This is a genomic window from Bradyrhizobium paxllaeri (assembly GCF_001693515.2).
GTDB classification, from domain to species: domain Bacteria; phylum Pseudomonadota; class Alphaproteobacteria; order Rhizobiales; family Xanthobacteraceae; genus Bradyrhizobium; species Bradyrhizobium paxllaeri.
Genome location: NZ_CP042968.1, coordinates 1,205,061 through 1,226,826, shown reverse-complemented (window position 1 = coordinate 1,226,826; position 21,766 = coordinate 1,205,061). Strand labels below are relative to the sequence as shown.

The following is a 21,766-nucleotide window of genomic DNA, read 5'->3' as shown; positions in this document are numbered from 1 at the left end:
GGCCTAATCGATGATGTGATAGCCGCCGTCGATATAGAGCACGCTGCCGGTGATCAGCTTGGCGCCATCGAGCGCCAGGAATGCGGTGGCCCTGCCGACATCGTCGATACTGACGAGGCTGCGCGCCGGCGCCTGCGACTGTGCCTTGTCCATCAATTCATCGAACTCGGGAATGCCCGACGCGGCGCGGGTCGCGAGCGGTCCCGGCGAGATGGCATGGACGCGAATGCCCTTCGGGCCGAGTTCTGCCGCGACATAGCGAACCGCCGCTTCGAGCGCCGCCTTTGCTACGCCCATGACGTTGTAGTTCTTCACCACCATCTGGCTGCCGTAATAGGTCATGGTGAAGATGGTGCCGCCGTTCTTCATCAGTGGTTCGGCCAGATGCGCCATCCGCAGGAACGACCAGCAGGACACGTCCATGGTCTTCTGAAAACCTTCGCGGTCGACATCCACCACGCGGCCGTGCAGCGCGCCCTTCGGCGAGAAAGCAATGGAATGAAGCAGGAAGTCGAGCTGTCCCCATTCCTTCTTGATCCGTTCGAACACCTTCTCGGTTTCACCCTCGACCATGACGTCGAGCGGCTCGAAGATCGGCGATTCCAGGGCTTTGGCCAGCGGCTCCACGTGCTTCTTCGCCTTTTCGTTCAGGTAGGTGACTGCGAGATCGGCCCCCAGCGCGCGAAACGCCTTGGCGCACCCCCACGCGATGGATTGATCGTTGGCAATGCCGACGATCAATCCCTTCTTGCCCTTCAGCGCGACCTTGGTCTCGGGAAAAACCGGGATGTTCATGATGCTCTCACGCGTTTCTGGTTGGGCGATTGTCTATTCATCAGCAGCGCCAGCGTGTGCTGCGCAATCATCAGCTCTTCGTCGGTGGGCACGACGTAGACGGGAATCCGGCTGTCGGAGCTCGATATTTTCGTGGCGTGTTTTGCATTCTCCGCCTGGTCGAGCGCAATGCCGAGCCAGGCCAGTTTTTCGGCAATACGGGCGCGGATCGAGACTGAATTCTCGCCGATCCCGGCCGTGAACACGAAGGCGTCAAGGCCCTGCAGCGCCGCCGCCAGCATGCCGGCGTTGAGGCCAACGCGGTAGACGAAATAGTCGACCGCAAACGCCGCACGCGGGTCCGCGCTCGTCTCCAGTTCCCGCATGTCGTTGCTGACGCCGGACAGCCCCTTCAGGCCGCAGTCGCGGTAAAGGAAATTCTGCACGTTCGCGGCCGACATGCCCTTTTCCGCGATGAGGTAGAGGACTACGCCGGGATCGAGCTGGCCCGGGCGAGTTCCCATCGCGAGCCCGTCGAGCGCGGTGAAGCCCATGGTGCTCTCGACGCTCTTTCCGCCCCGTATCGCGCACATCGAGGCGCCGCTTCCGAGGTGAGCGACAATCACCCGACCGCCGGCGATATCGGGCGCGACCTGCGGCAAGCTCTTGGCGATGTATTCGTAGGACAGCCCGTGGAAGCCATACCGCCGGACGCCCTCGGTGTGAAGCTGATGCGGGATCGCATAATGGTCCGCCAGGGCGTCATGATCGCGATGAAACGCGGTATCGAAGCAGGCAACCTGGGGCAATGTCGGGAATTTGCCGAGCAGCGTCCTGATCGGCGCGAGGTTATGCGGCTGGTGCAGCGGCGCCAGAGAGACGTAGCGCTCCAGGCGCGCCACGACACCATGATCGATCAGCACCGGTCGCGAATGATCCGGTCCGCCATGGACCACGCGATGGCCAACCGCGATGGGATTTACATTGAGCTCATCGCGCAGCCACGCACCTGCCACCGCCATCGCGGCCGGAACATCGGCCACGGCTTCGATCGGATAGGCCCGATCGGCCATCGGATCACCGTTGGGACCGCTGGCGCGCAGCCGCGGCCGGCTGCCGATGCCGTCCATCTGGCCCTTGATCTGGCGCCGCAGCCCGCCCTCGCCTTCGACCGCGAAGATCTGAAACTTCACGCTGGAGGAACCGGCATTGACGACGAGGATCGTATCCATGGCGGTCACGCTGCGGCGATTGGAGTGGTTTTGCGGCGCGCATTGGCCTGAAGGGCGGCAATGGCAGCGGACGCCATCCGCGACCGCGGCGAATCCGCCCGCGACGTCAGCACGACGGGCACGCGCGCGCCGAGCACGACGCCCGCACCATCAGCCTTGGCGAAATAGGTGAGGTTCTTTGCCAGCATGTTGCCGGACTCCAGATCGGGCACGACCAGGATCTGCGCGCGGCCTGCGACCTCCGACTTGATGCCCTTGATGCGGGCGGCCTCGAGGTCGATCGCGTTGTCGAAGGCGAGCGGTCCGTCGAGCAACGCTCCGGTGATCTGCTTGCGGTCGGCCATCTTGCACAGCGCGGCGGCCTCGATGGTGGACGGAATCTTCGAGGTGACCGTCTCGACCGCGGACAGGATCGCGACCCGCGGCGTCGTGCCGAAACCTGCCTGATTAAAAAGATCGACGGCGTTCTGGATGATGTCCCGCTTGGCGTCGAGGTCCGGGGCGATGTTGATCGCCGCATCGGTGACGAACACGGTATCGGCGTAGGCCGGCACGTCCATGACGAAGACATGGCTGATACGACGGTCGGTTCGCAGTCCGCCGACTTTTGCAGTGACCGCGCGCATGATCTCGTCGGTGTGCAGGCTGCCCTTCATCAGGACCTCGCCCTTGCCCTGGTGGATCAGTTCAACGCCCTTGGTAGCTGCATCCGCCTCCGTGTTCGGCGTATCGACGATTTCACAGCCCGAGATGTTCAGATTGTGCTTGGCGGCTGCGTCCCTGATCCTGGACGCCGGTCCGACAAGGATCGCCTTGATGATCCCGGCCTCCGCGGACTCGATCGCGCCGCGTAACGAACTCTCGTCGCAGGGATGCACCACAACGGTCGACACCGTCGGAACGCCTTTCGCGGCCGCGATAAGCTTGTCGTACTTTGACACTGGTTGCGTCCCCATCGCTGCGGCTGGCTTGGTGCTCATTATTTTGCTCCGACAAGTTGGCAGCATCGATCCACTTAATCATCGGACCTTGGAGCGCGCCGCCATGGTGACGTTGATCTAGGTCAAGCGTCTGCTGCACGAGGCGGGCCGTGGAAGCCGACCGCACCAAAGCGACCGCTGCACAAATTTTGGCTGACGAACGGCCAAGGTCTCGCTCCGGCTTGACATAGATCAAGCGGAGCGCTGGCGCGCCTCCTCTAGCATGCGGAAAACAACATGGTACCGCCGGCCGGGCCTGAACCAATTTCTCGGGAGGGAGACGCATCATGAAGGGTAGCGCAGCGCTCAAGCAGGATGCCAAGACGGATAGCTGGAGAGGCTTCCAGCCCGGCGACTGGTCATCCACGATCAACGTGCGCGACTTCATCGTCCGCAACGTCACTTCCTACGCGGGGGATGAAAAGTTTCTCGCTCCAGCATCGCAGCGTACCAAGGCGGTGTGGGCCAAGCTGCAGCCCTACTTTGCCGACGAGCGGAAAAAAGGTGTCCTTGCAGTGGACGCACAGAATCCGTCGACCTTGCTGGCGCATCCGGCCGGCTACATCGACCGGGACAACGAGGTGATCGTCGGCCTTCAGACGGACCAGCCGTTCAAGCGGGCGATTTTCCCGTTTGGCGGGCTGCGCATGGTGGAAACGGGCCTCAAGGCGGCGGGGTTCGAGCCGGATGCCAAGGTCCACGAAGCCTTCACCAAATACCGCAAGTCGCACAATGACGGCGTGTTCGATGCCTATACGCCCGAAATCATGAATTGCCGTCGATCCGGCATCATCACCGGCCTTCCCGACGCCTACGGCCGCGGGCGCATCATTGGTGATTATCGCAGGGTCGCGCTTTACGGGATCAACCGCCTGCTGGAGGTCAAGCGCCAGGAACGCGCCCAGATCGACGACATGTGGCCGACAGACGAGGTCATTCGCATGCGCGAGGAGCTCGCCGAGCAAATGCGTGCGCTGCAAGACCTCGCATCGATGGCGAAGCTCTACGGTCACGACATCACGCAGCCCGCGATGAACGCGCGGGAAGCGTTCCAGTGGACCTACTTTGCCTATCTCGGTGCGATCAAGGAAGCCAACGGCGCAGCGATGTCGATCGGACGCATCTCGAGCTTCCTCGATATCTACATCGAGCGCGATCTGAAGGAAGGCGCCCTCGACGAAGCAGGCGCGCAGGAACTTTGGGATCAACTGGTGCAGAAACTGCGTATCGTGCGCTTCCTGCGCACGCCCGACTACGACGCGCTGTTCAGCGGCGATCCCTATTGGGCGACCGAATGCGTCGGCGGCATGGACCTCGATGGCCGAGCGCTGGTGACCAAGAGCAGCTACCGCATGCTCCACACGCTGACCAATCTCGGGCCCGCGCCCGAGCCGAACATCACGGTGCTGTGGTCCACTCACATGCCGGCGGCTTTCAAGCGCTTCTGTGTCAAGGTGAGCCGCGACACCTCATCGCTGCAGTACGAGAACGACGACCTGATGCGGCCGTACTGGGGCGATGACTATGCGATCGCCTGCTGCGTTTCGGCCATGCGACTCGGCAAGCAGATGCAGTTCTTCGGCGCCCGCGTGAACCTCGCAAAGGCCCTGCTCTACGCCATCAATGGCGGCCGCGATGAGGTTACCGGCGAACAAGTCGCGCCGCAGAGCATGCCGGTTGCCGGCGATGTCCTCAACTATGACGACGTCATGGCAAAATTCGATTCGACCATGGAATGGCTCGCCAGGACCTATGTGCATGCCATGAACTGCATCCACTACATGCATGACAAGTACTTCTACGAGCGGCTGGAGATGGCGCTGCACGATCGTGACATCCTCCGCACCATGGCGTTTGGGATCGCCGGCCTGTCGGTGGTTGCCGACAGCCTTGCCGCCATCAAGTACGGAAAGATTCGCGTCGCCCGTGACGCGACCGGCCTGGTGGTCGACTACCAGAACGAAGGAAACATATCGACCCCGCAGTTCGGCAACAATGATGACCGTGTCGATCAGATCGCCTCGGCAATCGTGACGAGCTTCATGCAGAAGATCCGCAAGCATCCGACCTACCGGAATGCGACGCACACGCAAAGCGTCCTCACCATCACCTCGAATGTCGTCTACGGAAAGGCCACGGGCAACACGCCCGACGGCCGCCGCAAGGGTGAGCCGTTTGGGCCTGGTGCGAACCCGATGCATGGCCGCGACAGCCATGGCTGGCTTGCCTCCTGCCTCTCGGTCGCAAAGCTACCCTACAAGGATTCGCTCGACGGTATCAGCTACACCGTTTCCGTCGCTCCGCAGAAGGCGCATCTCTCCGAAACCCAGCTTGTCGAAGAAGCCACCAAGGCCTTCGACCTCTATTTCGGGCGCGGCGGCTTCCACATGAACCTGAACGTGATCGACAGGGAGACGCTGGAAGACGCCATCAAGAATCCGGACAAGTATCCGCAACTCACGATCCGCGTGTCGGGCTACGCTGTCAATTTCGTTCGCCTGACGCCGGAACAGCAAAGGGACGTGATCAGCCGCACCTTCCACGGCCAGATCTGAGTCCCAAAGGGGTCATCGATGTCGACTCCGGGTGCACTCGAATCGGGAAGCCGTCACGACCTGCGTACGGGCGCCTCGCCCGACGCTCCCGATGAGGACAAGTTCAAGGACGAGCAAGGCGCGTTCGGGTACTGCCATTCCTACGAAACGTCATCCCGGTACGACGGTCCCGGCCTGCGGGTCGTGCTGTTCGTATCGGGCTGCCTGCTCCGTTGCACCTATTGCCACAACCCCGATACCTGGCATCTCAAGGACGGGACCTACGTATCGGCCGAGCAGGTGCTGCGCCGTCTCGGCGAATTTGCTCCGGCGCTGCGAAGCATCAATGGAGGACTGACGATCTCGGGCGGCGAGGCGATGGTGCAGCTCGCTTTCATCAAGCGCATCTTCGCCGGCGCCAAGGAAATGGGCCTGCACACGGCCATCGAGACCTCGGGCTTCCTCGGCGATCGCGCCGATGACTCATTTCTCTCGGTCGTCGACCTGGTGCTGCTCGATATCAAGAGTTCGGATCCGGATACCTACCGCAGGGTCACGGGGCGGGACATCGCGCCGACGTTGCGCTTCGCAGACCGCCTCGCGTCGATCTCCAAACCGGTCTGGGTCCGCTTCACGCTGGTGCCGGGCCTCACCGACGATCCCGCCAATGTCGAAGGCATCGCGAAGTTTGTTGCGCCCATGAAGAACGTCGAATGGGTCGAAGTGCAGCCCTTCCACCAGATGGGTTCGTTCAAGTGGAAGGCGATGGGCATCGACTACAAGCACAAGGATACGCCGCCTCCCAGCCGCGAGCTGGTGAACCGGGTTCTCGGCCAGTTTCGCGATGCGGGCTGCCGCGCCCGCTAACAGATCACACCAATCCGGAGAAGCAGATGTTGGACCTTGCCCGCGATATCATCGGTAGTCAGCCGATCCTGACGGCATTTCTCGCGATCGGTGTCGGCTATCTCGTCGGCCAGATCAGTATCGGCGGCTTCTCGCTCGGTGTGGGCGCCGTGCTGTTCGTTGGCCTCGCCATCGGTGCATTCGCGCCGAAGGCCCAGATTACAGGCCCCATCGGTCTTACCGGCCTGATCATGTTCCTTTACGGCATCGGAATTCTCTACGGCAAACAGTTCTTTGAGGGCATGGTCGGCTCCGGGCAAAAATATAATCTGCTTGCGCTGGTAGCGTGCCTGGCGGGCCTTGGCATGGCACTCGGGCTCGGGCAGATCTTCGGCGTCAAGATCGGTCACACACTGGGCATCTATGCCGGATCGATGACGAGCACGGCAACGCTGCAGGCTGCCCTTGACGTCACCAAGACCAAGGATCCGTCGATCGGATATTCGATTGCGTATCCGTTCGGCGTCATCGGCCCGATTCTGTGCATCTATTTCATGACGCGGATGGTGCAGCCGAAATTTCCGGCGAAGGTGCAGCGCTTTCACATGGGCGAGATTTCCATCGGCGCGGGCTTTGCCGGCCGCACGCTCGGCGAATTGACCAAGGAGTTTCTCAAAGGCGTCCAGGTGACGATGGTTCGCAAGGCGAAGCAGAATATCGTTCCCGGGGATGATACGGTTTTGTCCGCCGGCGATGCGGTGCTGGTCGTGGCCGACAGCCAGGAGGCCATTGCGAACGCCGCCGCCAGGCTCGGAAAGCTCGAGCCGGGCCGGCTCGCCAGCGACCGGGCCGACCTGGACTACATCAGGGTCTTCGTCGGCAAGGCGAGCGTGGTGGGCATTCCGCTTTCCAGCCTCCCGATGCCATCGGGCGTTCCGGCGCATCTGCTGCACGTTCGGCGCTATGATGCCGACCTCGTGCCTTCGCCCGACCTGATGCTCGAATTTGGCGATCGGGTCGGCGTATTGACGCCGCCGGATCGCAAGGAAGACATACGCAAGCACTTCGGCGATACGGTCAAGGCAACCGCCGAGTTCAGCTATGTGTCCCTCGGGCTCGGGATGGTGCTTGGCGTTCTGCTCGGCTTGATCCCGATCCCGATTCCGGGCGTAGGTATCGTGACCCTCGGTATCGGTGGTGGGCCGCTTATCGTTGCGCTCATTCTCGGAAAGTTGCGCCGCACCGGGCCTATGCTGTGGACCATGCCGCTTCCAGCCAACATCGTGCTGCGAAACTTCGGCCTTGCGATGTTTCTTGCCACCGTCGGCGTCAACGCCGGCCAGCCCTTTGTCCGCACCGTCGCCGAATCCGGCTTCACCATGCTGTTCATTGGCGCTGCCGTTCTCCTCACCACGGTAGCGATCGTCTTGCTGGTTGGTCATTACGTCATGCGAATTCCCTATGATGATCTCGTCGGCGTGGCTTCGGGCGCGACCGGCAATCCCGCCATCCTCGTCTATTCGACCAAGATGGCCCCGACCGAGCGGCCCGACATCGGTTACGCCATGATCTTCCCGTCAATGACGCTGGTGAAGGTGATCGCGATACAGATTGTCGGCCTCCTGACGGTGGCAAACAGCGCCAACTGACCGGCGGCCGAAATCGAACGGCCGTGCGTCGCTGAACTCCAGCCGACTGCACCCCACCTTACCGAACGCGCTCCTCGCTCACGGCGGCGAGCAGGAAACAGGAGAGACAGCATGTCGGATAAAGAGGCACAGCAACCGCCCCTCTTTAGCCTGAACGCCTACAGTGCGGCCGAGATCAAGGAGGCAATCGAGAAGGTTGGCGTCAAGAAGACAAGACTCCCGTTCCTGGCTTCCTTCATGCTGGCGGTTATTGCAGGTGGAAGCATCGGGTTGGGCGCCCTGTACTATACGATCGTCGCCAGCGATGCCGAGCTCGGTTTCGCCACAACGCGGGTCCTGGGTGGATTGGTATTCTCGTTGGGGCTGGCATTGGTTCTGGTGGGCGGCGCCGAGCTTTTCACCGGAAATAACCTGATCGTCATGGCCTGGGCGAGCGGTAGCGTGTCAATGAAGGAGATGCTGGCCAACTGGGTCATTGTGTATTTCGGCAACCTCGCCGGTGCGCTTGGCCTGGTCTTGTTGGTCTTCTTTTCTCACCATCTCGATATGAACGGCGGCCGCATCGGCCTGTCGATACTGAATACTGCCGTGGCAAAAATACAGCCTGATAGCTTCACGCTGTTTGTCAAAGGCATCCTGTGCAATTTGCTGGTTTGCCTGGCTGTGTGGCTGGCTTATGCGGGGCGGTCGGTCACCGACAAGATTGTCGCGCTCATATTGCCGATCTCCGCCTTCATAGCTGCGGGGTTCGAGCACTGTGTCGCCAACATGTATTTCCTGCCGCTGGCGTGGCTGCTGACGCAAACCGGCGGCGTACCGGCCGGCTTCGACGCCTCGTCAATAACGCTCGCGGGAATTGTGCACAATTTGGTGCCCGTGACGCTCGGAAACATCGTCGGCGGATCCGGTCTGGTCGGCTTCGTTTATTGGATGATCTACCGGGCAGCGAAGCAACGCTGAGGACTGGTTCGTCCTCAGCGATCTGCTTCTACGATGCCTTCTTTGCCGTATGCCCCTCATCGAGCCCGAACAGCCCGGCCACCTGTTTCAGGCGCTTTGCCACCTCGCCCGATATTTCAGCGCTGGCCGACAGCACCTCCTGGATCGCCGCAAAGGTCTTGCGACGCTCGTCCTTGTGGTTGGGCAGGAGTTTTGGAATGGCGGCAAGCGCGGCGTCCCGATCGATCAGCAGCATGAAGAACTGCTCGCGCACCAGCGTCTTGAACTCGGCGAGCGTCAGCCGCGCGGACTCGTCGGCCCGGCGAAGCCGCCGCAGCGCCTCAAGGCTGCGTTCGTCGACCATGCCGCGGGCCGACCCGACATACAGCAGCGCGCGGAGGCCGGCTTCCCTCAGGCCACCGGTGCCGATTTTCGATTTCAGTTCGGAGATGCGGGCCTGCAGATACTCGCGATGCTTCGGGTCCATCTCGCGAAGGCGCGAGGGGGTGGATTGCGGATCGACGCCAACAGCGGTTTGCAATGCCGGCGACCCATAGATCGCCAGGAACATCGCCTCACTGAGCGCTTCCTGCTGGTCGCGCCATTGATCGAGCGAGCTGACGATCTGCTTCGATACCCTTTCCTGGAGGGCGAAGAAGGGATTGTCGTCGGCGACCGGCTTGCGCTCCTCGCGCGCCTTGTCTGCCGCGTTCTCCACCGCGGTCATGAACGGATTCTTGCTGCTGAACGCCTCGTATTGCAGCCGGAGCGGATGCCAGTTGCGCATCATCTCCGCCATCTGCGGCGTGACCATCGATTTGACCCAGGGCTGCACGTACTTCCGGTAAGCCTCGAGGTTCCTCTCCGAGACGCGCTTGGCGGTTTCGAAGCGGCGCTCGTCCTCCGGCGAATTCCCTCCCATCGCTCTGATATCTTCAAGCGTACGCGCCTCGCAGCGCATGACCCATTGCCCGACCGTAAGTTCGTCATTGGTCGTGTCGGAGCCCCTCGCCTCGAATGTCGCTTCATACAGGCCGGGCGGCAACACATCGATCAGGTCGATGTTGCTGGAGAACTCGGCATGCTCCTTCTTGGCGACGCCGCCGGAAACGAAGATGCCGAGATGTCCTATCGTCTCATGCACCGTGTAGACGATCGTCTGTCCGTAGGCCCTGATGTCATCGACGTCGGCATAGAGGTCGAGAATCCAGTGCAGCGCCTGCTGCGGCGGGGTGATGTTGTCGCCCTTGGAACAGAAGACCACGATCGGAGACCTGATCTGGCGCAGGTCGACCGCGGTCCCGTCGGACATCTTCACACGACCGGCGGCGAGATTGTTGCCGACAAAGAGCTCATCGACGATGAACTGGATCTCCTCGGCGTTCAGATTGACGTGGCCGCCCCACCAGCGCTCGAACTCAAGATAGCGGTCGGCCTCGGTATCGACCTTGGAATAAACGTTGTACTGCTTGGTCCAAAGCGTGTTCGAGGGATTCTGGTTCTCGAAATTCTGCACCAGCCAGGCGCCGTCGAACTTCCCGGCGCCGAGATCGCTGGTGAGCGCCGTGAGCCAGCTTCCGCCGAGCAGGCCGCCCGAATAGCGCATCGGGTATTTGCCGTGGACGCCGGCCCAATAGGCCAGCGGCGCGCCGGCGATAATCAGCGGACCGAACAGTTCGGGCCGCAGCGAAGCGAGGATCATCACGGCCCAGCCGGCCTGGCAGTTGCCGATCACGCACGGCTTGCCATCGGCCTCCGGGTGTCGCTCGATCACCTTTTCGATGAAGATCGCTTCGGCACGCGCGATCCGCTCGATCGTCTGGCCCGGCATCGGTTCCGGCAGGAATCCGATGAAGTAGCAGGCATGGCCCGCCTTCATGGCGACGCCGATCTCGCTGTCAGCCTTGAAGCCGCCGATGCCGGGACCGTGACCGGCACGCGGGTCGACCACGACAAAGGGGCGGCGCTTGGGGTCGATCTCCACGCCCTTGGGCGGGATGATGCGCACCAGCGCGTAGTTGACGGGCTGATCGAGCTTCCGGCCGTCGATGATCAGTTCCGCGGCATAGGACAGGACATGCGGCGCGGTTTGGGCGACATGGTCCCGATACTGATCGCCACGCTGACGCATGATGTCGAGGAACAGCACGCTGCGCTGTCCGGCATCCACCATGTATTCGACCGCGTTGGCAACGAGCCCGGACATCGCACCGCCCGGCAGTTCCGGCTTTTCCAAAGTCATGATTTCGATCCTTCTACCGGCAGTCCGGATAGAAGGCGGTCCGGACCAGGCGGACTTTGATTTAGGTCAATCCCGCCCGCGCGCTCGCCGTCCTTGCTTGGGCCGGGAGGAAGTTCGATGACGGCAAGCGAAAATTACTCCGCTACCGAACGCTTGCGTGACGGCCGCGGGATCGAAATCCGCGCCTTGCGGCCCGGTGACAAGGACGACATGCTGGCGGCCATCGGCCGCACCGGTACGCAATCGCTGCAACGCCGCTTCTTCGTGGTGAAGCGCGGTTTCTCGGAGAAGGAGATCGCCTTCTTCATGAACATCGATTTTGCCGATCACATCGCCCTCGTCGCGCTTGCCGAGGAAGACGGACGCAAGGTCATCGTCGGCGGTGGACGTTACATCGTCAACGAGCCCGGCAAGGCCGAGATCGCCTTTGTCGTGATCGACGACTATCAGGGCCAGGGCATCGGCACGCTGCTGATGCGTCATCTCGCCGTCATCGCCCGCAAGGCGGGGCTGAAGGAGTTGATCGCCGAGGTCCTGCCCGAGAACGCCGCGATGCGAAAGGTGTTCAGCAAATTCGGCTTCCAGGCCCGCCGTGGCAGCGACCCACAGGTTGTGCATCTCGCGTTCACACTCTGAACGCACTGCAATCCGACGAAAGGCGGACTGCCCTTCCCGCGAGGATCCGCAGGATTTGCCCGCTCCCGCCTTGACGTCCTGACACAACTCCGGAAACCTGCGCCCTCTTCTGGGGGCTGATTTCAGCCATCCAGGATCGGCAGGCCCTTCTGGACGGGAACGGCTACAGGAATTGGTACGTCTATTGCTTCCGGGTGATAAGCGTGCGAGGGGGTAAGGACCTAAATATGATCCGCGTGTTTCTTGATCGGCTTTACCTTTTCTCCGGCTATCTCGCCGGACTTTTCCTCATTGCGATTTTTGTGCTGATGCTGCTGCTGTCGGGTGGCCGGCCGCTCGGTATCAATATTCCCGCGGGCGACGATTTCATCTCCTGGTGCATGGCGGCGACCGCCTTCCTCGGGCTGGCACACACGTTCAAACACGGCGAGATGATACGCGTCGGCCTTGTGATCGACCGTCTCAGCGACAATGTCCGCCACTATGTCGAGATCGCAGCGCTTCTGGTCGGCGTCGGCTTCATCGGCTTCTTCGCCTGGCATGCGGCTATCATGACGTGGCAGTCGTGGAAGTTCTCCGACATTTCGCAAGGCGTGATCGCGGTGCCGCTATGGATTCCGCAGCTCGGCTACAGCGGCGGTCTCGTCATTCTTTTCATCGCCTTCGTGGATGAGCTGATCCATGTGCTGCGCGGCTTTACGCCGCGCTACGAATTGCCCAAGCCGCAAAGTGCCGAGGAAATCGTCGAGCGCGCCATGCAGAGCGGGGTCTGACATGGAGCTGCTCTCCATCGCCGCCATCCTGCTCGGATTCCTTGCGCTGCTGCTCGGTGCCGGCGTCTGGATCGGCGTCGCCCTGATGGCGACGGGATGGGCCGGCATGCAATTCGCCGGCGGCGCCATTCCGGCCGGCAGCGTGCTGGCGACCACCGTGTGGGGCAACAGCGCGTCCTGGTCGCTCGCGGCATTGCCGCTCTTCATCTGGATGGGTGAAATTCTGTTTCGCACGCGCCTGTCGGAGGAAATGTTCCGCGGATTTGCGCCGTGGCTGAACTGGCTGCCGGGCCGGCTCATGCACGTCAACGTGCTCGCCTGCGGCGTGTTCGGGTCGGTGTCGGGATCGTCAGCCGCGACCTGCGCGACGGTTGCCAAGATCGCCCTGCCCGAATTGAAAAAGCGCGGCTATGACGAAAACCTGAGCTTGGGATCCCTGGCCGGTGCAGGCACGCTCGGCATTCTCATTCCGCCGTCGATCACCATGGTGGTCTATGCGGTGCAGGCGAACGTCTCCATCATTCAGGTCTTCCTCGCCGGATTTCTGCCGGGCCTGCTGGTGATGGCACTCTATTCCGGCTACATCGGAATCTGGTCGCTCGCCAATCCGAACCGCACGCCGCCGGCCGAGCCACCGATGAGCTTTCGCAAGCGCATCTCGGAATCGCTCAATCTTATTCCATGCCTGCTGCTGATCATTTTCGTCTTTCTGTCGCTGTTGATGGGCTGGGCGACGGCGACGGAATGCGCCGCCTGGGGCGTGTTGGGATCGCTCGCGATCGCATGGTGGCAAGGCGCGCTGAGCTGGGAATCGTTCTGGGCGAGCGTGATGGGCGCGACGCGCGTCAATTGCATGATCCTGCTGATCCTGGCCGGCGCCTCCTACATGGGCACGTCGATGGCCTATACCGGCATCCCCCTGGCGCTCGCGAGCTGGGTCAACAGCCTCCAGCTCAGCCCCTATGCGCTGATCGCGGCGCTCACCGTGATGTATATCGTGCTCGGCACGGCGCTCGACGGCATTTCCATGATCGTGTTGACCACCGCCATCGTCATTCCGATGGTGAAGCAGGCCGGCTTCGATCTGGTCTGGTTCGGCATTTTCCTGGTGCTGGTGGTGGAAATGGCGGAAGTCTCTCCGCCCGTCGGCTTCAACCTGTTCGTCCTGCAGACCATGAGCGGCAAGGATTCCAACACGGTCGCCAAGGCCGCCCTGCCGTTCTTCTTTTTGCTCGTTCTGGCGGTTGCCATCATCACGGTTTTTCCTGATATCGTGATGCTGCTGCCGCGGATAGCGTTCCCTGGCTAGAGAGGTATTTGTCATGTTCAAACTCATAAAGACCTGCGCATTGGCCGCCTGCGTCGCGGCGCTCGCCGCTCCCGCAATGGCGCAGACAAAATGGAATCTTCCCGCGGCCTATCCGGCGGACAATCCGCATTCGGTGAACCTGATTGCGTTCGCGAAGGACGTTGCCGACGCCACCGGCAACAAGCTGCAGATCACCGTGCATCCCGCGGCATCGCTGTTCAAGGCGCCGGAAATCAAGCGCGCGGTCGCGACCGGACAGGCGCAGGCGGGCGAGGTCCTGATCTCGCTGCACGAGAACGAGGATCCGATGTTCGGCATCGACGTCATCCCGTTCCTGTCGACGAGCTACCCGGCGGCCAAGAAGCTGTGGCTCGCGTCGAAACCCGCGATCGAAAAGAAGCTCGCCTCGCAGGGACTCATGCTGCTGTTCGCGGTGCCGTGGGGTCCGCAGGGCATCTATGCCAAGAAGGATCTCAACACGGTTGAGGATATGAAAGGCCTGAAGTGGCGCGCGTATAACGTCGGCACCTCGCGCATCGCCGAGCTTGTCGGCGCACAGCCCGTCACCATCCAGGCCGCCGAACTGCCGCAGGCACTGGCGACCGGCGTCGTGAACGCGTTCATGACCTCGGGCTCGACGGGCTATGACAGCAAGTCCTGGGAAACCATGACGCATTTCTATGATACGCAGGCCTGGATTCCGAAGAACGTCACCTTCGTGAACAAGGCGGCGTTCGACGCACTCGACAAGCCGACCCAGGAGGCGATCCTCAAGGCGGCGGCGGTCGCCGAAGAACGCGGCTGGAAGCTCGCGGAAGAAAAGGCGAAGTGGTATCTCGAACAGCTTCAGGCCAACAAGATGAAGGTGCTGCCGCCACCGCCGGCGTTGAAGACGGGACTCGAGAAGATCGGCGAGCAGTTGACGGCCGATTGGCTCAAGAAGGCCGGCGCCGATGGCGAGGCCGTGATCGCTACGTATAAGAAGTAAGGTCCTCCTTATTGTGGGCTCGTAGCGTCCGGCGTTGATCGCCGGACGCTATTTTTTTGCGACCGAAGCGGGTCAAAGACAGGTCGTGATGCCGCCGTCGACATAAAGCGTGTGACCGTTGACGAAGGACGAGGCATCTCCTGACAGGAAAACGGCAGCGCCAATCAATTCGTCCACATTGCCCCAGCGGGAGGCCGGCGTCCGTTTCTCCAGCCACGCCGAAAATTCGGGATCATCGACCAGCGCCTGGTTCAGCGGAGTCTTGAAGTAGCCCGGCGCGATGGCATTGATCTGCAGCCCGTGTTTGGCCCAATCGGCGCACATGCCGCGGGTGAGGTTCTTGATCGCTCCCTTGGTCGCGGTGTACGGGGCAATGCCCGGCCGCGCCAACTCGCTCTGAACGGAGGCGATGTTGATGATCTTGCCCTTTCCGCGCGGGATCATGTGGCGCGCGACGGCCTGACCGACGTAGAAGGCGCTCGAGACATTGGTCCTGAGCAATTGCTCCCACTTCTCCGCGGGAAAATCCTCCAGCGGAGTACGAAACTGCATGCCGGCATTGTTGACGAGAATATCGATCGGCCCATTGGTCCGTTCGATGGTGGCAATGCCTTCGCGAACATCCTCGGCGACGGTCACATCGAAGCCGGCGACCGCAACTGCGTAGCCGGCTGCGGTCAGACTCGCGGCGGCGGCCTCGAGCTTGCTGCGCTCCCGCCCGTTCAGGACGACGGCAGCGCCGTGCTCGGCGAGCCCCCGCGCGATAGCGAGCCCGATCCCCTGGGACGATCCGGTGACGAGCGCTCGTTTGCCGGCGAGATTGAACAGTTCAAATGCCACGGTACAACCTTCTTCATGAAGAACGGATCCGAATGGACGTAGAAATACCGCACACCGCGGTCAAGCCAAAACGGCAGATCATTCGAGATCGCAATATCCGCCTGCCGGCGAAGACGGATGATGTTACCTGGGCTTCGGATGGATACTTAGAAACCCCATCGTCGCCTCTCGCGCCCGTCGCGCGATTTCGCCGGCGCCCGGGCGATCGGCCGCCTGAAGCAACAGGCCGGTCATCAGATCACCCCAGAGCAGCCCCAGGAATTGTTCGGTCATCACTACTTCATCGCCATCGCAGAGCCCGGCTGCCCTCGCCTTTGCCACGATCTCGCACAATGAATCGCGCGTTGGCTTGCGCGCGATCGATTCCAGGGCTTGCGCAACCTTTGGCGCATGCACGGTTTCCGAGATCGCCAGCCGGAACACGGCGACAACGACCGGATCGGTCGTTTCCGTCAGAAGCTTCGTTCCAAAGGCGATAAGCACATTGGCCAGGGTTTCCCTGTCGCGCAGCTCGGGCAGATCGGCCGGCGCTTTCAACCGCTGGGCGCGCTCGGTGATGCAGGCGACCAGCATCGCTTCCTTGTTGCCGAACAGCGAATAAAGCTCGCGTTTCGAAACGCGCGCACGCGTCGCGATCTCCAGCGTGCTGGTCTGCGCGTAACCGCCCTCCATGAACGCCGCCATGGCCGCGCCGAGAATCCTCTTCCGGACGGCGGCACCATCGGCCTCCTCCTCACGCGGTTTCATCCTTGGACTCATCGACATCATTCCCGCTTGACGTGGTACCCATTGGTACCATATATCGAATCCTGTGGTACCATACAGTACCAAAACCGACGGTGACGGTAAAGGCATCGCCAGTCGCTGCCCGCGCGCAGGCCTGGCCGGAGGAAACACCATGAACAGACGTCAGCTATTGGCCGCGGCATTGGCGCCGCTCGCATCGCGGATTGCCCCTGACGCGATCTCGTCAAGCGCATTCGCAGCAACATCGGAACGGGATGGAAAAATGAGCAGGACGACGCAACGGATCATCGAGTGCAACGGCATCCGCCTCAACATCGCTGAACAGGGCGAAGGACCGCTGGTGCTGCTGGTGCACGGCTTCCCCGAATCCTGGTTCTCCTGGCGGCATCAGATCGACGCGCTGGCCGCTGCCGGATTCCGGGTCGTCGCGCCCGATCTGCGCGGCTACGGCAAGAGCGATGCGCCGCAGGCGATCGACCAGTACACGATCCTGCATCTCGTCGGCGACATGGTCGGCATTCTCGATGTCCTGGGCGCAGCGACCGCCGTCATCGTCGGTCATGACTGGGGCGCCAGCATCGCCTGGCAGGCGGCCCTGATGCGGCCCGACCGGTTCAGGGCGGTCGCAGCGCTCAGCGTCCCGTTCCGCCCGCGCGGCAAGGCGCCGCCCACAAGTCTTATGCCGCGCACGGAGACTGCGCAATTCTATCAGCTCTATTTCATGGAGCCCGGTCCCGCCGAAGCGGAGCTCGGACGCGATCCGCGCGCAACCATTCGCAACATGCTGTTCGGCGCGTCCGGCGACGGCGTGGCTGCGGCACGCGCTTCCGTCGCTGCAGGCGGACCTCCGCTGAACCTCAGCATGGTGCCGAAGGGTGGCGGATTTCTGCAAGGACCCGGCGCGCCCAAGACCCTGCCATCCTGGCTCGACGAAAGCGACATCGACTTTTACGGCGAGGAATTCAAACGCACCGGCTTCCGCGGCGCGCTCAACTATTACCGCAACATCGATCGCAACTGGGAAATCACCGGCGCGATGGCCGGCCTGCAGGTGACAGTGCCGGCGCTCTACATCGCCGGCGATCGCGACTTCCTGCTCGCCTTACCCGGCACGGACCAGTTGCTCGCCAACCAGAAGAATTTCGTTCCCAGCCTGCGCAAGATTCAGATGCTTCCGGGCTGCGGCCACTGGACCCAGCAGGAGCGACCGAACGAGGTCAGCACCGCGCTGGTGGAGTTTATTCGAGACCTGCCGAGCCGACGATGACAACCCTCCCCTCCCAACAACCGTCCTTGCCGCGACCGGTAGCTGTTGCCGGCAGCCGAAAAGAAGACGAAGCGGTGAACGTCAAGAAGGCCATGCTCGACGGGCCGGTGCTGCCGACGCTCCTGAAGCTCGCTTTGCCGACGCTCGTGGTCATGATCGTGCAAACCTTTGTCGGGATCGCGGAAACCTATTTCGTCAGCTTCCTCGGAACGGAAACTCTCGCGGGTGTCACGCTGGTATTTCCCATCTTCATGCTGATGCAGATGATGTCGAATGGCGGCATCGGTGGCGGCGTCGCGTCAGCGATCGCACGTGCGATCGGCGCCGGCAAAACGGCCGAAGCCGAGGCGCTTGCACTCAACGCACTCGTTCTCGCCATTGCTTTCGGCATCATCTTTGCCGGCGCCGAATGGATGTTTGGCGAGACCGTCTACCGGTTGCTCGGCGGCCAGGCCGAAGCACTCGATGCAGCCCTCGAATATGGCCACGTCATCTTCTCCGGAGCGGTCCTGGTCTGGATCGTGAGCCTTCTGGCGGCGGCACTTCGCGGCGCGGGCAACACCGTCGCGCCGGCCGCCGTCATTCTGCTGGGCGTGTTCGTGCTGCTTCCGCTTTCACCGGCCTTGATCTTCGGCTGGGGGACCTTTCCTCAGCTCGGCGTAACCGGAGCCGGCATTGCCGTCATCGTCTATTATCTCGTCGGCACGTTCGTGCTGATCGCCTACATGCGCTCCGCCCGAACCTCGCTGCGCCTGCCGTTCGACATCCGCCTCGTCAAGTTGCGACTGCTCGGCGATATCCTTGGCGTCGGCGGGTTATCGGCGATCGGCACCATCCAGTCCAATCTGACCGTCGTTCTCGTCACCGGCGCCGTCGGGCTGTTCGGCACCGACGCCATCGCAGGCTACGGCATAGCCTCGCGCCTCGACTACATCCAGATCCCGCTGCTGTTCGCACTGGGCAGCGCGGCGCTCACCATGGTCGGCGTGAACATCGGAGCGGGCCAGATCGGAAGGGCGGAGCGCATCGCCTGGGTTGCCGCGTTGTTTGCAGCCGGTGTCACCGAGCTGCTCGGACTTGTCGTGACGATATTTCCACAGGCATGGCTGACGCTGTTCAGCACCGAGCCCGAGGTTCTTGCCGCCGGCTCGACCTATTTCCGCATCGTCGCGCCGTTCTACGGCGTGGCCGGCCTCGGGATGCTGCTCTATTTCGCCGGGCAAGGCGCTGGCCGCGTGATGTGGCCGGTTCTCGGAGGAGCCGTCCGGCTGATCGTCGCGGCGGGGCTAGGCTGGATCGTCGTTGCCGGTCTGGGTGGAGGATTGCGTGAACTCTTCATCACCGTGGCGGCGGGCTCCCTGATTTCCGGCGGCATCGTCGCATCCGCGCTGTGGCTCCGTGGCTGGGGGCCAGCCAGTCAGGCTTCGAAATAATCCCCCGGCACGGATCACCGTAACGCAGGCGTCTGCCCCGACTGGTATTGCCCGGACAGAACTTGCGCCGCGCCGCCGATGCCGCGCCGGAAGGCTTCATCGAACGTCACGCCGCTAACCTGCCAGCGGTGCGTCCGGCCGGCCCAATCGATCTGCCACTGCGTGGCCCAGCCGAGCTGCCGGTCATCCCAGACCAGTCGCCCGGTCAGAACGGCCTCCGCGTCCTGCTCGGCTGCAACAGGCGCAAGCGCCGACAAGGGCGTCTTCCCCAGCGTCTCGCCAGTGATGTTCGATTTCGCCAAAGCCGCCGCGCCGGGCAGCACGATAAGCATGCCGCGCTTGTCAGCCGCGGCGAGCAGCGCGTCGCGCTGCAGGTCGGACTGGGTTCCATCGATGGTCACGACAAACTTCCTTGGGCCCTGCTCCATCGCGACAAAGACCGCAAGTACCGGACGGTGTGAAAGCCAGGGTTTGAGCCCGAGCTTCCTCAGAATCTCGTCGATCTTGCTTTCCTCGAAATCGACCGTGAGGTCATAGGGCCGATCGCGGGTGCCCTGCTCGTCGCGAATGGGTTTGCCAAGGAATTGATCGCGATAGCTGAAGGTCGTGACAAAATCCTTTGCTTTCGATTTGTAGGCTGCCAACCGCCGGTCACCGGCAAGCTTCTGCGCGCCGGAGACCTTGATGAGGACATCTTCCAGGCATGTCGCGAAGCCGGCAATGCGGTTCGCTTCGCCCTGTCCCGTCACGGTGACCTTCGTGCGATAAAGCTCGGCGCCCACGCCGGCCATGCTGCCGGCGCACCAGATCGAGACGGCTGCAAGCAATGTCCTGACAATCGCGCGGTTCCGCTTCCGGATGCTGTTCTCTTCGGTCATGTGTTTGCTTCTGGGCATTCGTTCATATCCGCGGAAACGCCAACTTTTCAAACAGCGTGGCTTGCCAGCGAAATCAGGGACTTATTGCGTCGTCCTTGCGCACCAACATCTTCGATCACGACCCTCGATCATTGCAAACCACGTCGCGGCGCAACATGCAAAATGAGACTACCGGTCAAGTTGTGAGAGGTGAAGCTGCGTGCGCAGCCCTCGTCATCAGCTAGTTTTCGCCCGGCGGTCCCGGTCGCCATGCATTCCGGCTGCACGATCAAGCAATCGGCCATCCACGGCATGGCGGGTTTGGAACGACCTGACGATACAAAAACCGGCGATACAAGGGAGGGGTTCGATGTTTAAAAGCTGTGCGGGACTGGTCGCGCTGAGCAGCCTGTTGCTTTCCAGCGCCGCCATAGCCCAGGAGAAAATCAAGGTCGGCGTCACCGCGACGCTCGAAGGCACCTATACCGTGCTCGGCGAGGACGGCATACGCGGACATCAGACGGCCATCAACACGCTCGGCAAGAAGGTCGGCGACAAGGAAATCGAATTCATCATCGCGTCGACGGATGCCACGCCCGATTCCGCGGTTCGTGCCGTGCGCAAGCTGATCGAACAGGACAAGGTCCAGATCCTGCTTTCACCCCTGTCCGGTGACGAAGGCATCGCGGTCAAGAACTTTGCCAAGACGCGCCCGGAACTAACCTTCATCAACGCCGCTTCCGGCGCGCAGGAAACCACCTTTGTCGATCCCGCGCCGAACTTCTTCCGCTACAACATGGACGGCGCCCAGTGGCAGGTGGGCCTCGGCAAATACGCCTATGAAACCAAGGGTTACCGAAAGATAGCGACAGTCGGCGAAGACTATTCGTTCATCTATACGCAGGTGTTCGGGCTCGTGCTCGAATTCTGCGGCGCCGGCGGAAAGGTCACCAACCGGCAATGGGTGCCGCTCGGCACCAAGGACTTTGCCTCGGTCATTGCCGCTCTGCCCGACGACGTCGATGCGATCTACCTCGGCCTCGGCGGCGCCGACGCCGTCAACTTCCTGAATCAGTACCAGCAGGCCGGCGGCAAGGCGCATTTGATGGGCGGCTCGATCATGGTCGACCAGACCATTCTTTCCGCCAAGGGCAACGCCAAGAACGCGCTGCTCGGCACCATTGCCGCGAGCGGCCAGGCCGACACCTGGGAGGATCCGGGCTGGCAGAAGTTCGTGAAGGCCTATCAGGACGCCTTCCCGCCAAACAAACGCTTCCCGAGCCCGTCACTGCTCGCCACCAACTACTACAACTCGACGGCGGCGCTGATCCTCGCGCTGCGTCAGGTCAACGGCGATCTCAGCAACAACCAGGCGAAATACAGGGAAGCGCTGGCCAAGATCGAGCTCGACGCGCCCAACGGCAAGATCAAGCTTGACTCCAACCGTCAGGCCATCGGCACCAACTTCGTCACCGAGGTGGTGGATGACGGCAAGGGCGCCTTGTTCAGCAAGGTCGTGAAGGTGATCCCGAACGTGAACCAGACGCTTGGCTATGACCCTGCGGTCTTCTCCAAGATCGGCCTGCCGAGCCGGACGGTTCCGGAGTGTAAGAAGTACTGACTCTCTTCGCATTTGCGAACGGGCCCCGGTCACGCGCCGGGGCCCGGGCTGGACGTGATCTTCCCTTGCATTCTCGCGGCGGATGTTGAACGCTGGTTG

18 protein-coding genes are annotated in these 21,766 nt (G+C 62.1%); 11 read left to right on the top strand and 7 right to left on the bottom strand.

What is annotated here, in order from left to right:
• Positions 1 to 3: 3 nt before the first annotated feature.
• Genes fabI through LMTR21_RS05735 form a run of 3 tightly spaced genes read right to left on the bottom strand, consistent with a single transcriptional unit; the run spans position 4 to position 2,986 of the window.
• Positions 4 to 795 (bottom strand): enoyl-ACP reductase FabI, encoded by a 792-nt coding sequence (gene fabI / locus LMTR21_RS05745; protein WP_057856154.1) that lies wholly within the window; start codon positions 793 to 795, stop codon positions 4 to 6.
• Complete coding sequence (locus LMTR21_RS05740) at positions 792 to 2,006, bottom strand: acetate/propionate family kinase (RefSeq protein ID WP_065755666.1); 1,215 nt, start codon at positions 2,004 to 2,006, stop codon at positions 792 to 794. The genes fabI and LMTR21_RS05740 overlap by 4 nt, the downstream gene beginning before the upstream one ends.
• A gap of 5 nt (positions 2,007 to 2,011) precedes the next feature.
• Entirely contained in the window at positions 2,012 to 2,986 is a 975-nt protein-coding gene (locus LMTR21_RS05735; protein WP_065755665.1) for a phosphate acetyltransferase, read from the bottom strand.
• A 287-nt stretch (positions 2,987 to 3,273) separates the two neighbouring features.
• On the opposite strand from LMTR21_RS05735, the gene pflB reads away from it, so the two are divergent.
• The 4 genes from pflB to LMTR21_RS05715 all read left to right on the top strand — a co-directional run bounded on the left by pflB (position 3,274) and on the right by LMTR21_RS05715 (position 8,975).
• Positions 3,274 to 5,541, top strand: coding sequence for a formate C-acetyltransferase (gene pflB / locus LMTR21_RS05730; RefSeq protein WP_065755664.1), 2,268 nt, complete (start codon positions 3,274 to 3,276; stop codon positions 5,539 to 5,541).
• A gap of 18 nt (positions 5,542 to 5,559) precedes the next feature.
• Entirely contained in the window at positions 5,560 to 6,387 is an 828-nt protein-coding gene (pflA, locus tag LMTR21_RS05725) for a pyruvate formate-lyase-activating protein (RefSeq protein ID WP_065755663.1), read from the top strand.
• 26 nt (positions 6,388 to 6,413) lie between these two features.
• Positions 6,414 to 8,015, top strand: coding sequence for an aspartate:alanine exchanger family transporter (locus tag LMTR21_RS05720; RefSeq protein ID WP_065755662.1), 1,602 nt, complete (start codon positions 6,414 to 6,416; stop codon positions 8,013 to 8,015).
• 111 nt (positions 8,016 to 8,126) lie between these two features.
• Positions 8,127 to 8,975: a formate/nitrite transporter family protein gene (locus LMTR21_RS05715; RefSeq protein WP_065755661.1), complete on the top strand. Its 849-nt coding sequence runs from the start codon at positions 8,127 to 8,129 to the stop codon at positions 8,973 to 8,975.
• A 28-nt stretch (positions 8,976 to 9,003) separates the two neighbouring features.
• Here LMTR21_RS05715 and LMTR21_RS05710 read toward each other — a convergent pair whose 3' ends face one another.
• Positions 9,004 to 11,196 carry a DUF3141 domain-containing protein gene (locus tag LMTR21_RS05710; RefSeq protein ID WP_065755660.1) on the bottom strand — a complete coding sequence of 731 codons (2,193 nt, stop codon included), beginning with the start codon at positions 11,194 to 11,196 and terminating at the stop codon, positions 9,004 to 9,006.
• Between the two features lie 117 nt (positions 11,197 to 11,313).
• On the opposite strand from LMTR21_RS05710, the gene LMTR21_RS05705 reads away from it, so the two are divergent.
• From LMTR21_RS05705 to LMTR21_RS05690, 4 genes are all read left to right on the top strand, one after another.
• On the top strand, positions 11,314 to 11,832 hold the full coding sequence (locus LMTR21_RS05705; RefSeq protein WP_065755659.1) for a GNAT family N-acetyltransferase: 519 nt from the start codon (positions 11,314 to 11,316) through the stop codon (positions 11,830 to 11,832).
• A gap of 227 nt (positions 11,833 to 12,059) precedes the next feature.
• Positions 12,060 to 12,605 carry a TRAP transporter small permease gene (locus tag LMTR21_RS05700; RefSeq protein WP_065755658.1) on the top strand — a complete coding sequence of 182 codons (546 nt, stop codon included), beginning with the start codon at positions 12,060 to 12,062 and terminating at the stop codon, positions 12,603 to 12,605.
• A gap of 1 nt (position 12,606) precedes the next feature.
• Entirely contained in the window at positions 12,607 to 13,914 is a 1,308-nt protein-coding gene (locus LMTR21_RS05695; protein ID WP_065755657.1) for a TRAP transporter large permease, read from the top strand.
• A 13-nt stretch (positions 13,915 to 13,927) separates the two neighbouring features.
• Positions 13,928 to 14,902, top strand: coding sequence for a TRAP transporter substrate-binding protein (locus LMTR21_RS05690; RefSeq protein ID WP_065755656.1), 975 nt, complete (start codon positions 13,928 to 13,930; stop codon positions 14,900 to 14,902).
• 72 nt (positions 14,903 to 14,974) lie between these two features.
• On the opposite strand, the gene LMTR21_RS05685 is transcribed toward LMTR21_RS05690, so the two are convergent.
• Positions 14,975 to 15,742 (bottom strand): SDR family oxidoreductase, encoded by a 768-nt coding sequence (locus LMTR21_RS05685; RefSeq protein ID WP_065755655.1) that lies wholly within the window; start codon positions 15,740 to 15,742, stop codon positions 14,975 to 14,977.
• Between the two features lie 123 nt (positions 15,743 to 15,865).
• Positions 15,866 to 16,489, bottom strand: a complete 624-nt coding sequence (locus LMTR21_RS05680; RefSeq protein WP_246175195.1) for a TetR/AcrR family transcriptional regulator — start codon at positions 16,487 to 16,489, stop codon at positions 15,866 to 15,868.
• 262 nt (positions 16,490 to 16,751) lie between these two features.
• On the opposite strand from LMTR21_RS05680, the gene LMTR21_RS05675 reads away from it, so the two are divergent.
• A complete protein-coding gene (locus tag LMTR21_RS05675) occupies positions 16,752 to 17,756 on the top strand; it encodes an alpha/beta fold hydrolase (RefSeq protein ID WP_065755654.1) in 1,005 nt (334 codons plus the stop codon).
• 74 nt (positions 17,757 to 17,830) lie between these two features.
• Complete coding sequence (locus LMTR21_RS05670; protein ID WP_246175181.1) at positions 17,831 to 19,189, top strand: MATE family efflux transporter; 1,359 nt, start codon at positions 17,831 to 17,833, stop codon at positions 19,187 to 19,189.
• A gap of 14 nt (positions 19,190 to 19,203) precedes the next feature.
• Here LMTR21_RS05670 and LMTR21_RS05665 read toward each other — a convergent pair whose 3' ends face one another.
• Positions 19,204 to 20,067, bottom strand: coding sequence for a DUF2066 domain-containing protein (locus LMTR21_RS05665; RefSeq protein WP_084030888.1), 864 nt, complete (start codon positions 20,065 to 20,067; stop codon positions 19,204 to 19,206).
• Between the two features lie 349 nt (positions 20,068 to 20,416).
• On the opposite strand from LMTR21_RS05665, the gene LMTR21_RS05660 reads away from it, so the two are divergent.
• On the top strand, positions 20,417 to 21,667 hold the full coding sequence (locus tag LMTR21_RS05660; protein WP_065755653.1) for an ABC transporter substrate-binding protein: 1,251 nt from the start codon (positions 20,417 to 20,419) through the stop codon (positions 21,665 to 21,667).
• Positions 21,668 to 21,766: the final 99 nt, after the last annotated feature.